Annotated in this window: 12 protein-coding genes; 9 read left to right on the forward strand and 3 right to left on the reverse strand. The window is 68.1% G+C overall.

Features of this window, described 5'->3' with window-relative positions:
• The first annotated feature begins 168 nt into the window (after positions 1–168).
• On the forward strand, positions 169–2,310 hold the full coding sequence (locus FHT98_RS04485; protein ID WP_142112709.1) for a GumC family protein: 2,142 nt from the start codon (positions 169–171) through the stop codon (positions 2,308–2,310).
• Positions 2,310–3,662 carry a VpsF family polysaccharide biosynthesis protein gene (locus FHT98_RS04490; RefSeq protein WP_185745069.1) on the forward strand — a complete coding sequence of 451 codons (1,353 nt, stop codon included), beginning with the start codon at positions 2,310–2,312 and terminating at the stop codon, positions 3,660–3,662. The genes FHT98_RS04485 and FHT98_RS04490 overlap by 1 nt, the downstream gene beginning before the upstream one ends.
• On the opposite strand, the gene FHT98_RS04495 is transcribed toward FHT98_RS04490, so the two are convergent.
• Positions 3,604–4,848, reverse strand: coding sequence for a glycoside hydrolase family 5 protein (locus FHT98_RS04495; RefSeq protein WP_142112711.1), 1,245 nt, complete (start codon positions 4,846–4,848; stop codon positions 3,604–3,606). The genes FHT98_RS04490 and FHT98_RS04495 overlap by 59 nt on opposite strands.
• On the reverse strand, positions 4,845–6,014 hold the full coding sequence (locus tag FHT98_RS04500; RefSeq protein ID WP_142112713.1) for a DUF1972 domain-containing protein: 1,170 nt from the start codon (positions 6,012–6,014) through the stop codon (positions 4,845–4,847). Before FHT98_RS04500 ends, FHT98_RS04495 begins: the two co-directional genes overlap by 4 nt.
• Positions 6,015–6,187: 173 nt before the next feature.
• On the opposite strand from FHT98_RS04500, the gene FHT98_RS04505 reads away from it, so the two are divergent.
• From FHT98_RS04505 to FHT98_RS04515, 3 genes are all read left to right on the forward strand, one after another.
• Positions 6,188–7,327 carry a glycosyltransferase family 4 protein gene (locus FHT98_RS04505; RefSeq protein ID WP_142112715.1) on the forward strand — a complete coding sequence of 380 codons (1,140 nt, stop codon included), beginning with the start codon at positions 6,188–6,190 and terminating at the stop codon, positions 7,325–7,327.
• Positions 7,324–8,577 (forward strand): hypothetical protein, encoded by a 1,254-nt coding sequence (locus FHT98_RS04510; RefSeq protein WP_142112717.1) that lies wholly within the window; start codon positions 7,324–7,326, stop codon positions 8,575–8,577. The genes FHT98_RS04505 and FHT98_RS04510 overlap by 4 nt, the downstream gene beginning before the upstream one ends.
• Positions 8,578–8,728: 151 nt before the next feature.
• Entirely contained in the window at positions 8,729–9,973 is a 1,245-nt protein-coding gene (locus FHT98_RS04515; RefSeq protein ID WP_142112719.1) for a Zn-dependent hydrolase, read from the forward strand.
• Here the strand turns inward: FHT98_RS04515 and FHT98_RS04520 are convergent.
• On the reverse strand, positions 9,951–10,931 hold the full coding sequence (locus FHT98_RS04520) for a LysR family transcriptional regulator (RefSeq protein WP_248309142.1): 981 nt from the start codon (positions 10,929–10,931) through the stop codon (positions 9,951–9,953). The two genes, FHT98_RS04515 and FHT98_RS04520, sit on opposite strands and share 23 nt — an antisense overlap.
• A gap of 152 nt (positions 10,932–11,083) precedes the next feature.
• On the opposite strand from FHT98_RS04520, the gene FHT98_RS04525 reads away from it, so the two are divergent.
• The 4 genes from FHT98_RS04525 to FHT98_RS04540 all read left to right on the forward strand — a co-directional run bounded on the left by FHT98_RS04525 (position 11,084) and on the right by FHT98_RS04540 (position 15,234).
• Entirely contained in the window at positions 11,084–11,749 is a 666-nt protein-coding gene (locus tag FHT98_RS04525) for an RraA family protein (RefSeq protein ID WP_142112723.1), read from the forward strand.
• A gap of 76 nt (positions 11,750–11,825) precedes the next feature.
• Positions 11,826–13,349: an ABC transporter substrate-binding protein gene (locus FHT98_RS04530; RefSeq protein ID WP_113584668.1), complete on the forward strand. Its 1,524-nt coding sequence runs from the start codon at positions 11,826–11,828 to the stop codon at positions 13,347–13,349.
• Positions 13,350–13,444: 95 nt separating this feature from the next.
• Positions 13,445–14,362 (forward strand): ABC transporter permease, encoded by a 918-nt coding sequence (locus FHT98_RS04535; RefSeq protein WP_142112725.1) that lies wholly within the window; start codon positions 13,445–13,447, stop codon positions 14,360–14,362.
• The gene (locus tag FHT98_RS04540; RefSeq protein WP_142112727.1) at positions 14,362–15,234 is read left to right on the forward strand and encodes an ABC transporter permease; all 873 of its coding nucleotides are present in this window, start codon (positions 14,362–14,364) and stop codon (positions 15,232–15,234) included. The genes FHT98_RS04535 and FHT98_RS04540 overlap by 1 nt, the downstream gene beginning before the upstream one ends.
• The last annotated feature ends 2 nt before the right edge of the window (positions 15,235–15,236 follow it).

Raw genomic sequence — 15,236 nt, forward strand, 5'->3', positions numbered from 1 at the left:
CAGCAGCAGGCAACCTGCCATGCCGGGATTTCGATTTCGTTAGCCCTGACGCCGCAGCGGAGCCACGGCCGAACGGGGCTTGTTAAGGAGTCGATGGCATGGTCCCGGAGGTGCCGCGGCCTGGAAAGGCCGCTGTGCCGGCATTGTTGCGTTGAGTAGAGTAGAGGAATGGCCAGCCTGGCTGCGAGCGATCATCGGCAGGAGGAAGCGGTGCAGCCGGCTCCTCGGGAAGGTTATCGCCGGCGCCCGGATGGCGCTGTCGAGATTTCCGAGCTCTGGCGCATCCTCTGGCACCGCCGTTTCATGATCCTGGGCATCGCCGGCCTGCTGGCGGGCCTGGCGCTGGCCTATGGCGTCGTGACCTCCCCGCTCTATACCGCCTCGGCCCAGCTCCTGATCGACCCGCGCGATCGCAACGTCGTCAGCAACGACGTCAACCCCAGCACCGTCTCTCCGGATGGCGGCCTGGCGCAGGTCGAGAGCCAGACCAGCGTCATCCAGTCCACCAGCGTGCTGATGCGCGCCATCCGCGCCACGCATCTCGCGGAGGATAGCGAGTTCAACGGTCGAGGCCTGCTCTCGCGCCTTTTCGGCCTGGGCGCCGCCGATCCGCCGAATGCCGATGGCAGCCTGACGCCGGCGGAAACGCGCACGCTGACCAATCTGCGCCGCCTGTTCTCTGTGCGCCGCGCCGACAAGGTCTTCGTCGTCGACGTCGTCGTGACGACGAAGGACGCGGAGAAATCCGCGAAACTCGCCAACGCCATCGCCGAAGCCTATCTCGCAGACCAGGCCGATGCCCGCAGCAAGGCAGCGATCGAAGCTGCCGATTCCCTGACCGCCCGGCTCGACGAACAGCGCAAGCGTGTCGAGAAGGCCGAGAATGCCGTCGAGCGCTACCGCCAGGAGAACAATCTCGTAGCCTCCTCCGGTCGGCTGATCAGCGACCAGCAGCTCGGCGAGATCAGCAACCAGCTCTCCGCGGCCCAGGCACGGACGGCCGCGCTCAAATCCCAGGTCGAGCAGATCGCCCAGCAGCGCCGCAGCGGCGGCAGCCTCGCCGGCAGCTCGACCGAGGCGATCCAGTCACCAGTCGTCGCCAAGCTGCGCGAGCAGGAGGCGACGCTGGTCCAGCGCGCGGCCGATCTGCAGAGCCAGCTCGGCCCGCGCCATCCCTCGATCGGCGCGGCCCAGAGCCAGCTCGTCCATATCCGCCAGATGATCGCGACCGAAATCGCCCGCGTCGAGCAATCCGTGCGCACCGATTACGAGCGCGCGCTCGGCAACGAGAAGCTTTTGTCCGGCAAGCTGGAAGCCCTGACCCGGCAGACGCAGGGAGCAGACCAGGCCTCGGTCCGGCTGCGCGATCTCCAGCGCGATCTCGAGGCTGCCCGCACCGTCTATGCCAATTTCCTGCTGCGCGCCCAGGAAACCCGCGAACAGGCCAGTCTCGACACCACCAATGCCCGCATCATCAGCCGGGCGCAGCCGCCGCAACAGAAGAGCTGGCCGCCGACCCTGCCACTCATCGCCGCTGCCGGAATGCTGGGCCTCGGCCTTGGCGCGGGCCTCGCGCTGATCGGGGAATACGCCGCGCCTCATCTCATGTCCCGTTCCCAGACGGAGGCGCTGGTGGGCGCGCCGGTCATCGCCATCATGCGTCCGCGCAAGCCGGCCACGAAACGACGCTGGCGCCTATGGAAGGCGTCGCCCGCGCCAGCGGAAGCCGATGGCGAGGCCGGGCTCGCGCTGCTGCGCCTGTTCAACGCGCCGGAAACGGGTGCGACGGCGGCCCGCAGCCTCCTCCTGACTTCGGTCGAGGCCGACGCGGCCGATCGCGAGCGCGTGACGGATCTCCTTGCGGAAGCAGCCGTGCAACAGGGCGAGCGCGTGCTGCTGGTCGATGCCGATCTCGAAAAGGCGCCGGAGGAAACCGGCCCCGGCCTGATGGACCTGCTCCGTGGCGAAAGCAGCCTGGAGGCGGCGATCCATTTCGGCGCCAGCAAGGATGTCGCGATGATGTCGGGCGGGCGCCGCAAGGCCCCGCCGCAGAAGGGCGTCGGCCGCACCTTCGCGACGCGGATGCTGGCCGATGCGAGCCGCCATTTCGATCTCGTCGTGATGGATGGCGGCGCACTCGGCCGCAATGTCAGGATCGCCCCGCTCGTCGGCATGGCCGAGGAGATCGTGCTGGTCGCCCGGCTCTATGCCACGCGCCAGCAGGATATCGTCCAGGCCATGGAGGCCGCGCGCATCATGGGTCGCTCGATCACGGCGACGATCCTCGTCGACAACGGCGGAAGCGGCTGATGCGCACCGCCGGCCCCGGCGCCGCCGCAGGGCTTCGGGCAGCACCGGTCTGGGCGCGCCTCGGCGGCCTGAGCCGCATCGGCACGCTCGCCGCGGTGCTGGTGCTGTTCTGCGTCTCCGGCGGTATGCTCTGGCTTGTCGGCTATAATTACGACGGCCTCGCCGGCTCCGCCGCCACCAAGATCCACCCCTCGACCTACATGATCGTGCTGGTTTTCTGCTGGAGCCTGATCGCCAGTGGCGACCCGGTCAGCCGCGGCATCCATCTCGCCAGCGCCCGGCCGGCGACGTTGCTGATGCTGGTCGTCACCATCGCCGTCATCGTGGTGACCCTCTTGCGCGGCGGCGCCGGCATCGGCGGTCTGGTCGACACCTATGTCGCCGCCTGCCTCCTCGTCTTCCTGCTAGCCGATGCCGATGACGAGACCATGGCGACGCTGACCACGCTGCTGCATGTCGTGATGACGCTGAACGCCCTGCTCGCGCTCGCCGAATTCGTCACCCAGATCAGGCTGTTCCCCTACCGCTTCGACGGCATCGCCTTTGAGACCGACACGCGCTCGGCCGCACTGCATGGCCATCCCCTCGCCAATGCGATGATCACGGCCTGCTACCTGATGGCGCTGATCAGCGGCGCCCGCCCCCTGTCGCCGTCCGTGCGCGGCACGCTGATCGCCTTGCAGAGCGCCGCCCTCGTCGTCTTCGGCGGGCGCACCGCGCTTCTGGCCTCGCTGGCACTGGGTCTCTGCTACGGCATCGTCGTGCTGTTCGCCTCGCTGCGCCGCGGCAGGGTCTCGCTGGTCGGCACCGCGATCGGCTGCCTGCTGGCGGCGCTGCTGCCGGTCGCGATCGGCGGGCTGGCGGTTCTCGGCTTCTTCGACGATCTGGCCGCGCGCTTCATTTCCGACGGCGGCAGCGCCAATGCCCGCAAGGAAATGCTCGACCTGCTCGGCATGTTCTCGCTGGGCGACCTCGTCTTCGGCCCGGACAACGAGCTCGTCGACACGCTCCGGCGCGTCAACGGCCTGGAATGGGGCATCGAGAACCCCTTCATCCGCATGATCCTCTACCAGGGCGCGATCGTCACCGCGCTGGTCACCGTGGCCTTCGGCCTGTTCATGTACGAGCTCGCGCGGCTGGGGCGGGCTGGCGGCGTCTGGCTGCCGATGGTGGTCTGGATCATCCTCCTGAACGGCTCGGAGAGCATCGCGACCAAGACCACGCTGCCTGCCAAGTTCGCGATCGTCGTGCTCTGCCTCTACCGGCCGGAGCGTCAAGGCCGGACAAACGCGCTCAGCCCGGCATCGTCAGCCCGAGCGCCTCGATCATGGCCGGGTCAGGCCGCCGGCTGACATCGTCGACCAGCAGACCGAGGCTGTCGAACAGGTTCCAGAAGGCCCATGGAAAGCCGAGCGCCTCCGCGCTCATCCGGACGTCGCGAACATAGCGCGCCCGGTCGGCGGGCGCGGAGGCGGCGATGCCGGCCCCTGTGCGGACGGCACCGAATTCGCCCATCAGGATGCGGCCGGACGCGACGCCCTCGCGCTCCGACCAGGCTCGAACGTTCCGCAGGTAGCCCTCGATGAAGGGGCGGTCCGGCCGGGCGTCGAAATACTCCTTCAGCACCCGCTCGGTCTCCCGATAGGTGGCTGCGCCGCGTCCCGTTGCCGGCTGGCCGAGCTCCGCCATGCGAACGCGGACAGCAGCGAGCGTCGCCTCCAGCGTTCCGCGCGAGGCCGGCCAGGGCACCGCGTTGAGCGCCGGATAGAACGGCTCGCTCATCCATTTCGCGCCCTGATGCGAGAACAGATAGGGCTCGTAGAAATGGAAGGTGAAGAGCAGCGGCTCGAAAGCCGCCAGTGCCCTCGCCTTCAGCGGCTCCAGCCCGGCGATCATGCTGCCGCAAGCCCCGGTCGCGACCAGGGTCAGGCCGGGCGCGGCGCTGCGGGCGGCGCCGAGCATTCGCTTCTGGAGCCGCTCCCATTCGGCCGCGCCGCAGGCCTGGAACGGCTCGTTGACCGGTTCGAGCGCGACGCGGTCCGGACCCAGCAGGGCGAGTCGCCGCGCCAGTTCGGCGATCAACGCGAGATAGGCGGGAAAGCCTGGAGCCATCTCGCTGCCGAAGAAATGCGCCGGCGTCCAGTGATGTGTCGCGGCATTCGCGTGGAGATTGAGCACGACCGTGAAATCCTGGCCGAGCGCCAGCGCGACCGCAGCCATGACTTGATCCAGCAGAATCGCGCGCTCGTGCGGCGCCGCTGCGACGATCGGGCCGGGGTCGACGGGGATGCGCACGAAATCGAAGCCCGCCCGCCGCAACTGCCCGAGATCGCACGCGGTCGGAACCGGTCGGTCGAGCTGGAAAGGCGGCCAGTCATAGTCGGTGCGCGGCGCCGGAAATTCCCGCGTCAGCGAGAACCAGGGCCAGAGGTTGATCCCGCGCCGAAGGACGATCGGTCCTGCCGCCCGCGCCCGATCCCGGCCGAGGAGGGCCGCTCCTGCAGCGCCCGCCAGAACGGCCCGGCGGCTGAAGCTCATCCGCAGCCCTTGTCCGCCAGTTTGACGGCGGTCAGTTCCGGCTCGGCGCCCCGGTTCATCAGAGCCAGCGCCTCCCGCTCGTAATGTTCGAGCACGGCATCCCACTCGAAGCTCTCCCGCGCCCGCGCCAGCGCCGCCGCCTTCAGGCGCCCGGCGAGGTCGTCATCGGCGATCAGCCTGTCGATCGCCTCGGAGCAGCTTGCCTCGTCGGAGAAGAACAAGCCGGCATCGCCAGCCGTCCAGCGGTTATAGGGATTGTCGTGCGCGATGACCGGATTGCCCGCCCAGAGTGCCTCGACCAGCGACGGATTGGTGCCGCCGACGGTATGGCCGTGCATATAGGCGCGGGCATGGAAGCGCAGGGCCTGGACGATATTCGCATCGTAAATCGCACCCGGCGTCAGCACCTCCGGCCCGGCCGCGGCCATGATCCGGCGATGGTAGTCGATCTCGTCGGAAAGCGTCCCGAGGACCACGAGCTTCATGCCGCGCGGCTTGCGCGAGAACGCTTCGACCAGCGTGAGGATCGAATTGTCCGGCTCGATCCGGGCGATCGAGACGAGGTAGCGGCCGCTTTCAAGGCCGAGCTTGGCAAGCGGCGCCACCGGCGCCGACAGGATCGGCACGCCGCCATAGGGAATCATCGCCGTCGCCGCGCGCGGTCGGCGGGTCGCCAGATGATCAGCGATGATCGGGTGGTCGGCCACGAGCCGGTTCGACGTCCAGGCCGCGATCCATTCATTGACCCAGAACCAGGCACGGACCGGAAAGGACCATTTCGGCCGGCGCCATTCGATGCCGTCCATATTGGTCAGGATCTTCCGCCCGGACAGGCGCAGCCAGGGCAGGAAGACGGCCCCGTTATAGCCGAGCACGAGGCTCACCGCCTCGCGCCGCGCCGCATCGCGTACGCAGTGCCAGTCGAATTCGAGCGTCGCCCGCGGCCCTTCCGACGCAACCTGCGTGCGGATCAGCTCGATGCCCCGCCACATCTCGCTGCGAAAGCGCTGCGTGACGGTGGTCACCTCATCCTGGCAGTAGACGCCGACGCGCCAGCCACGCTCGACGAGAAAGAGCGCCAGTTTCTCCGCAAAGGTCTCGAAACCGCCATGCGCTGCCGGAATCCCGCGTGTTCCAAGGATCAGCAGGGTGGGAGGGGTAGCCATTTTAAAACTGTCCAAACCGGCTCGCGAAGAATCGCGAGCAAAACGTCGCATCTCGCATTATGCCTTGAAGAACCGTGATTTATCCTCCTTTCATTTGGAATGGTTAGGGTCTGCTTTCCCGAATTCCGGACGTGGCCGGAACGGACCGCCGCGGCCTCGAACGGAAATGGATCGTGCCCCTCCGCATTGCCTGCATTCACCAGGGTTACGAGCTCTATGGCTCGGATCGCAGCTTCGCCGAAAGCGTCGCGGCCCTGCGCCAAGCCTATCCTTCCGCCGAGATCGAGGTCGTCCTGCCACGCGAGGGGCCGATCCGGGGGCTGCTCGAAGGCAGCGCCAGCCGGATCGTGCTCGAGCCGCTCTGGGTGCTCAGGCGCAAGGACCTGCCCCGGCTGATCGCAACCGCGCCGGTCGTCCTCCCCCGCGCCGTTCTCCGGGCCGCACGACGCTTCAGGCGTTGCGATCTCGTCTACATCAACACCTCGGTCATCGTTGATCACGTCCTCGCCGCCAGGTTCTTCCCGGGCAAGGCGCTCCAGCACATCCACGAGATTCCCGAAGGCGCGACCCGCACGCTGCTGCGCCGGCTCGTCCTCTGGGGTCGCGCCCGATTGATCTTCAACTCGCGGGCGACGCGCGAGGCCTTCGAGCCCCCGCCCGGCCTTCCCTCGGACGTGATCTATAACGGCGTCGCCGGCCCCGCCGACTGGGCGCCGACAGACTATGACGGCAAGCGCCGTCTGCGCGTGCTGATGCTCGGCCGGATCAATCGCATCAAGGGACAGGAAATCCTGCTCGCAGCGCTCGCCGCCCTGCGCCCGGAAATCCGCGAGCGCATCGAGACCCGTATCGTCGGCAGCGCCTTCGAGGATCCCGGCCTCGAAATCGCCCTGCGCGAATCCGTGACAAGCGCCGGCCTCGATTCCCATGTCAGCGTCGAGCCCTTCCTCGACGATCCGACGCCGCTCTATCGCTGGGCGGATGTCGTCGCCGTGCCGTCGCGCCGGCCCGAATCGCTTGGCCGCGTCGCGATCGAGGCGATGGCCTTCGGTCGTCCGCCGCTCGCCTCCGCCATCGGCGGCCTGCGCGAGGTGGTGGAAGACGGCATCACCGGCCGCCTGCTGCCGCCGGGCGACGCGGACGCACTCGCGCAGGCTCTCGCAGAGATCGTCGACAAGCCGGACATCCTCGCGCCGATGGCGCGGGCCGGGCGCGAGCGCTTCACCGCCCTGTTCAGCGAGCAGGCGGTGGCCCAGGCCATCGCCGCCGTCGCCGACGACATGCTGCGCCAGAGCTCGGCCGGCCTGCGATGAACCTCCAGGCTATCCGCCGCATCATCCTGCGGCTCGTCGTCATGGTCGGCGGCGAGGCGATGCAGAGCGCCTTCCATCTCGGCCTCAACATCGCGCTGCTGCATGCGGTATCGGCACGCGACTACGGCATCTTTGCGCTGGTGATGGTCGTCGGCGGCCTCGGCCTGACCTATATCCGCGCGCTCACGGCCCTGCCCGCCAGCATCGCGATCGCCCAGAGCCGCCGCTCCGGTGCGGCAGGCGCCTATGAGGTCAGCTTCGGCTCGGCCGCGATGCTGCTGTCGCTGCTGCTCGGCCTCGTCGTCACCGGCGTGCTCGGCGTCTGGCTCGACGAGGGGGCCCTGTTCGGCGGCGCCTTCGTCGGCCTGTGGGCGATGCGGGCGCATGTCCGCATGGTCTTCTTCGCCCGCGGCCGGCAGATGCTGGTCAGCACCAGCGACCTCGCCTTCACGCTGAGCGGGACGGCGGGAACGGCCTGGGTGATCTGGGACAATACCCACATCCTCCTGCACACCTTCATGGTGATGGCCGGCGCCAATGCACTCGGCATCGCGGTGCTGCTGGTCCTCGGACGGCGCACGCTTCGGCTCAGCTTCGGCCGGCATGTCTGGCGACGCTATCGTCGGCTCTGGCGCGACCTGAAATGGTCGGTGCTGAGCGTGACGATCACCAACCTGCAGGGCCAGGGCATGGCACTGATGGTCGCGGCGATGGCCGGCCCGGCGGCTTACGCCCCGATCGCGGCGGCATTGGTCAATTTCGTGCCGCTGCGCATCGTCTCCACAGCCTTCGCCAACATGATGCACCCCGAGCTCTCGAAGCTCATGGCGCATCGCGATTTCGCCAAGGTCGGGCAGAGGCTGCGCCGTTGGCCGCCGGTGCTGGCAGGGCTGGGTTTCCTCTACGGCGTCGCCATCCTGATCGCCCTGCCCTTCATCGAGCCCGGCAGCCTCGAGGGCGCGCGGTTCTTCGAGATATCCGTGCTCGCCTGGGTGATGAGCAGCCTGCCGATGCTCTATGTCATGCCGCGCATCTGGCTGGAGATCGTGCAGGACTATCGCTCGATCGCCATTCTCTCGGCGATCGCTGCCGCCGCCGGATTGCTGCTCGTCTTCGTCCTGCTGCTGACGGTCTCGCCGTCCTGGGCGCTGCTCGGCGGCGCGCTCTCCGAGATCATCGTGCTCGTCGGCTCCTGGGCGATCGTCCGGCCCCGGCAACGAGCGGCCGAAGCGGCTGGCCAATTGCGCTGACGCGGGCGCACCGATGGCAAGCATAGGCAATATCTATTTGCCTGCGCCGCCCCCGGCCTGAAATCCTGCGGCGGATGGTTCGCTCGCCCTGGCAGAGCGGACCTGTTCGCCCGCAGCAGCCCCCGCCCGCCCCGGCGGAGAGGAGACGATCATGCCCAGCCTCGACACGGCCCGTATCGACATCGAGCGGTTCTGGACCACGATCGAGCGTTCGGCGGCAATCGGCCCGGGCCGGCCGGGCGGTCTCTCGCGCCTCGCCCTCTCCGATGCCGACAAGGACATCCGCGATACCTTCGTCGGCTGGTGCCGCGAGGCCGGGCTGGAGGTCCGCGTCGACGGCATCGGCAACATCTTCGCCCGCCGCGCCGGTATCGATGACAGCCTGCCCCCGGTGGTGATGGGCAGCCATCTCGATACCCAGATCAATGGCGGCCGCTTCGACGGCATCGCCGGCGTGCTCGGCGGTCTCGAAGTCTGCCGCACGCTCGATGCGCTCGGCCATCGCACGCGCCGGCCGATCGAGATCGTCAACTGGACCAATGAGGAAGGCGCACGCTTCTCGCCGCCGATGGTCGGCTCCGGCTGCTTCGTTGGCGCCTATACGCTCGACTTCGCGCAGGGGCGCACCGACGAGGAAGGCCGCACGATCGGCCAGGAGCTGGAGCGGATCGGCTATCGCGGCGAGATGGAAGCGAAGCCCCACGCCTTCGATGCCTATGTCGAGTTCCATATCGAGCAGGGCTATTATCTCGACCGCGACGGCATGCAGGTCGGCGTCGTCACCGGCGGCTTCCCGAGCACCGGCATGCTCGTCGAGTTCAAGGGCGAGACCGCCCATACCGGCCCCTGGCCGATGGAGCGCCGCCGCAACGCCCTGCTCGCAGGCGCCCGCCTGCTGGTCGAGACCGACGAGATCGGCTGGGCCTATGCCGCCGGCGGCGGCAAGGCGACGGCCGCGCGCCTCGCCGCCTGGCCGAACAAACCGGGCATCCTCTCCGACTGGGCGCAGGCCGTCTGCGACGTCCGCCATCCCGATCCCGAAACCTCCGAGGTCATGGCCGAGCGCGTCCGCCGCGCCGTCGGCGAATCCGCCGCCCGCGCCGGCTGCACCGCCGAGATCCTCGATATCTGGAAATGGGGCGGGAAGATCTTTGCGCAGGAGCTGATCGACAGCGTCCGCCAGACCTCGCTGGCGCTGGGCTATCGCACGCAGGATATCCTCAGCCAGGCCGGGCACGACGCCTATTTCGTCGCGCGCCACGCTCCGACGACGATGATCTTCGCGCCCTGCAAGGGCGGCATCACCCATAACAACGCCGAGCTCTGCACGAAGGAAGACCTCGAACCCGGTCTCAACGTGCTGCTTCACACCGTCATGAAACGGGCGGATCGCTGAGCAGAACAGCGACGGCCTCGGCCGCCGGCTCCTCCTCGGCGGTGCTGAGCCGCTGCTCGAACAGCCGCAGGAAGGCCTCTTCCGCGGCACTGAGCTGCATGGCCGGGTTGGAGACGAAATAGAGGTCGGCGCCGAGCAGATCCTCGGGCCGCGCCAGGTTCCACAGCGAGCGGTTCTCCAGCGCCTCCGCCACCGAGGCGAGCGGCAGGATGCCGATGCCGAGTCCGGCGGCGATCATCCGCGTGACCTCTTCCAGATTGGGGCTGGAGCCGACGACCCGGCTGCCGAGCCCCGCTCCTTCCCTGACGGAGACCATCGGCTCCAGCGCCCCGTCCTGCCCGCAGGCGAGCGCGACGAAGGGCTCGTCGCGCAATTCCGCCAGCGGCACATCCGAGAGCCCGAAGAGTGGATGTCCGCGCCCGCACAGGATGCCGAATTCCTCGCGCAGCAGCGGCCGGCAATCGAGCCCGGCCAAAGGCTTGGCGAGCAAGCAAAAACCGAAGGGGCTGAGCTTCTGCGAGATGGCGCGGACGATGTCCTGGCTGTTGGCGACGTCGATGCGCACGCTGACGCCGGGATGCTTGCGGTTGAGCAGCGTCAGCGTCCGGTCGAGCGGCGGCAGCACGACATGGGTCACGACGAGCAGCCGCACCAGCCCGGTCAGGTCGTCATGATCCTCCGACAGCCGGTCGCCGATCCGCGCCACGCTGCGGTAGATGTCGACGCATTCCTTGTAGAGCAGCTCGCCGCGCTTGGTCAGGACGAAGCGCCGGCTGTCGCGCTGGATGAGCTGGCCGCCCAGCGTCTCCTCGAGCCTTTGCAGCGCCGCGCTGACCGTGGGCTGGCGCACGAGCAGACGGTCGGCCGCCCGCGTGATGCTGCGCTCCTCGACGATGACGAGGAAGGTGTGCAGCAGGTTCCAGTTGAGATGGTGCAGCTTCGGCTTCGTTCCGTTCAAGCGCGTATCTCTCTTCCCTTGGTGGCCCCTGCCCCTTATGCAAACCCGCTGCCGTGGCAAGCCTATGCTTAGCATAGGAACTGTCTATTGGACCCGGTTTCGGTGCTTCCGTAGGTTCGGCAGAACGGACATTCTCCAGCGCAAGGGCGACCATGACAGCGACCGAATCATCGGCCGAAGCCTCGATCGCACAGCGCGCCGCGCTCTTCCGCGAGATCGAGACCGCGACGCTCGGCCATATCCTGACCGAAGGTTTCATGGTCCCCGCGATCCAGTGCGTCATCGAGGGCCCGCGCGTCTGCGGCCCGGCCTTCACGGTCAGCGTCCCCGCCGATGACGGCGCGGTTCTCTCCTGCGCCCTGACGCAGGCCAAGCCCGGCGACATCCTCGTCATCGATCGCCAGGGCGACGATCGCCATGCCTGCTGGGGCGCGGTGATGACCGCCGCCGCCCAGGCCGCCGGCATCGTCGGCATCGTCATCGACGGCTTCGTCACCGATGTCGCGGCGATCAGGGCCTCGGGCCTGCCGGTCTGGTGCCGCGGCCGCTCGCCGCTGACGACCAAGCTCCTCGGCAAGGGCGGCTCCATCGGCGAGACCGTGAACTGCGGCGGCGCGACGGTGCGCCCCGGCGACCTCGTCCTCGCCGATGAGAATGGCGTCTGCGTCATCGATCCCGCCGAGGCGGAGACGCTCGCCCGGACCTGCGCCGCCATGCAGGCGGCCGAGCCCGGCGTCATCGAGCGGGTCAGCAAGGGCGAACGCATCGACGAGATCAACGGCGCGCGGAAACTCTTCGAAACATCGCGAGCCTCGTAGGCCCCGGCCGCAGAATCGCCCATAGAGGCGCGCTTCGGCCGGACGGATCATCCAGAAGACACAGGGGAACAGACCGATGAAGATTTTGGGAACGACCGCGCTGGCCGGCGCGCTGCTGGCTGCGTCCTTTGCGCTGGCACCGGCTCCGGCCATGGCCGGCAAGGCCGACGATACGCTCAACGCCGCCTTCGCGCTGGAGCCGGAGGCGCTCGACACCTACAAGATCGCCGGCCGCGAGGGCCTGATCCTGGCCCGGCACATCTATGACGGCCTGCTCTACAAGGATCTCGACACCGGCGAGATCAAGCCGGCGCTGGCCAAGGCCTGGCGCTTCGTCGATCCGACGACGATGGAATTCGACCTGCGCGAGGGCGTGACCTTCCATAACGGCGCCAAGTTCACCGCCGACGACGTGGTCTACACCCTGACCACCGTGCTCGACCCCGCCTACGGCACGCGCTTCCGCATCGCCGTGGACTGGATCGACAAGGTCGAGAAGGTCTCGGACTTCCAGGTCCGCATCAAGATGGCCAAGCCCTTCGCCGGCGCCGTCGAGATGCTGGCCGATGCGCTGCCGATCTATCCGGCCGCGTATTTCAAGGAGGTCGGCTCGGCCGGCATGGCGGCCAAGCCCGTCGGCACCGGCCCCTACAAGCTCACCGAGATGACGCCCGGCATCCGCTACGCCTTCGAGCGGTTCGACGGCCATTATGCCGGCAGCCCGAAGGGCAAGCCCGCAATCGGCAAGATCGTCGTGCGCACCATCCCCGAGCTGAACACGCAGTTCGCCGAACTGATGGCTGGCAAGCTCGACTGGACCTGGCGCATCCCGCCGGACCAGGCCGCGCGCCTCGCCAGCCGCGTGCAGATCGTCAACGGCCCGATCATGCGCATTTCCTATGTCGGCATGACCGTGACCGGCAAGGGCAAGGACTACCCGACCAAGAACCTGAAGGTCCGGCAGGCGATCAACCACGCCGTCAACCGCGAGGCCATCGTCAAGGCCTTCGCCGGCGGCGCCTCGCAGGTCCTCAACGCCGCCTGCAACCCCAAGCAGTTCGGCTGCGCTCAGGACGTGACGAAATATGCCTACGATCCGGCCAAGGCCAAGGCGCTGCTGACGGAAGCCGGCTTCGCCAACGGGGTCGATATCGAGATGGTCTTCGCCGCCATGCCGCGCCCGGTCGCCGAGGCGATCGCCAGCGATCTCGGCAAGGTCGGCATCCGCACCACGCTGAACGAGCAGCAATATGCTGCCGGCGTGCAGAAATGGCGTGCGGGCGAACTGCCGGCCTTCTTCACCAACTGGGGCAGCTACGGCACCGGCGACGTCGCCTTCATCATCTCCAACTTCTTCGGCGGCGGCGCCGACGACCTCGTCCAGGACAAGGAAGTCATGGAGCTGGTCAACGCGGCCGACACTTCGCAGGACCGCGCGCTGCGCGAGGCGAACTATGCCAAGGCGCTGAAGAAGATCGCCGATCAGGCCTATTGGCTGCCGATGTACGACTTCAACATCAATTACGGCCTGTCGAAGGACCTGACCTTCAAGCCCCATCCGGACGAGTTCGCCCGCTGGTGGCTGTCGAGCTGGAAGTAACAGCCCTCCCCCGCATCGCCGCGCCGCCGTCGGTTCTCGACCGGTAGCGGCGCCTCTCCTGCCAGGCAGGCCGACCCGCTATTCCCGGAGCCGTCATGCTGCCCTTTCTCGCGCGCCGCCTGATCGTCGCCGCCCTCGTGGCGCTCGCCGTTTCGGCCGTCGCCTTCGGATTGATGTTCGTCTCCGGCGATCCCGCCGTCGTCCTCGCCGGCCAAGCCGGCCGGGCGCAGGATGTCGAACTGATCCGGCAGGCCTATGGCCTCGACCGGCCGATCCCGCTGCAGTTCCTGAGCTGGATCGGCAATGCCTTCACCGGCAATTTCGGCACCAGCCTCTATTTCAACCTGCCGGTGGCGCCGATCATCGCGGAGCGGCTCTCGGTCACGCTCGTCCTCGGCTCCCTCGCCTTCCTGCTCGCGCTCGTCGTCGCGGTCCCGCTCGGCATCCTCGCCTCGCTCAAGCCCGGCGGTACGATCGATCGGATCGCGCTGATGCTCGCCGTGCTCGGCCAGGCGATCCCGAGCTTCTGGCTCGGTCTGATCCTGATCGTCGTCTTCGGCGTCTGGTACGGGCTCGTGCCGATCTCCGGCACCGAGAACTGGCAAGGCTATATCCTGCCCGTCGTGGTGCTCAGCTACTACGCCATGCCGGCGCTGATGCGCCTGACGCGAGCCGGCATGATCGACGTGCTCACCGCCGATTATATCCGCACCGCCCGCGCCAAGGGCGCCTCGCAGCCCCGCGTCCTGCTGGTCCATGCGCTGCGGAACGCCGTGCTGCCGCTGGTCTCGCTTGCCGCCGTCCAGTTCGGCCTGATGCTCTCGGGCTCGATCGTGATCGAGAGCGTCTTCGCCATCAACGGGCTCGGACGCCTCGCCTGGGAATCGCTGCTGCGCAGCGACCTGCCGGTGGTGCAGGCGATCATCCTGATCCTCTCGCTGATCTACGTGACGCTCACGACAGTGGCCGACCTGATCAATGCCTGGCTCGATCCCCGCCTGAGGAGCGCCTGATGTCGATCGCCGACAGCCCTGCCATCCGCCGGCGCAAGCTCTTCAAGGGTTTGAGCGCCAGCAGCGCCATCCGCATCGGCGGCGGCCTGCTCGCCATCATCGTCTTCGTCGCGATCTTCGCGCCCTGGCTTTCGAGCCACGACCCAATCGCGCAGGATCTCGGCAAGCGCATGATCCCGCCCTTCTGGTATCCAGGCTCGGACCCGGCCCATCTTCTCGGCACCGACCATCTCGGCCGCGACTATCTCGCCCGCCTGCTCTATGGCGCACGCGTCTCGCTGCTGATCGGACTCGGCGTCACGCTCTGCGCCGGGTTCATCGGCACGATGCTCGGCCTCGCCGCCGGCTATTTCGGCGGACGTGTCGACATGGCGATCAGCTTCATCGTGACGACGCGGCTCTCGCTCCCGATCGTGCTGGTCGCGCTTGCGGCGGTGGCCTTGGGCGGCGCCTCGTTGAAGACGCTCGCGATCGTGCTCAGCCTGCTGCTCTGGGACCGTTTCGCGGTGGTCGTGCGCGCCGCGGCGCAGAGCCTGCGCAGCCGGGAGTTCGTGCAGGCGACCCAGTCCTTCGGCGCTTCGCATCTCTACATCATGCTGCACGGTATCCTGCCGAACCTGCGCAACACGCTGATCGTGGTCGCGACGCTTGAGATCGCCAACGTCATCCTGCTCGAAGCCGCGCTCTCCTTCCTCGGCCTCGGCGCCCAGCCGCCGACGCCGTCCTGGGGCCTGATGATCGCAGAAGGGCGCGAGCACATCCTGTTCGACCCCTGGCTGATCGCATTGCCCGGCGCCGGGCTCTGCCTGCTGATCCTGGCAGTGAACCTGCTCGGCGACGGCGTCCGCGACGCGCTCGACGAGCGGCGCTGAGC

The organism is Allobosea sp. AK1 (genome assembly GCF_006714945.1).
Classification (GTDB): domain Bacteria; phylum Pseudomonadota; class Alphaproteobacteria; order Rhizobiales; family Beijerinckiaceae; genus Allobosea; species Allobosea robiniae.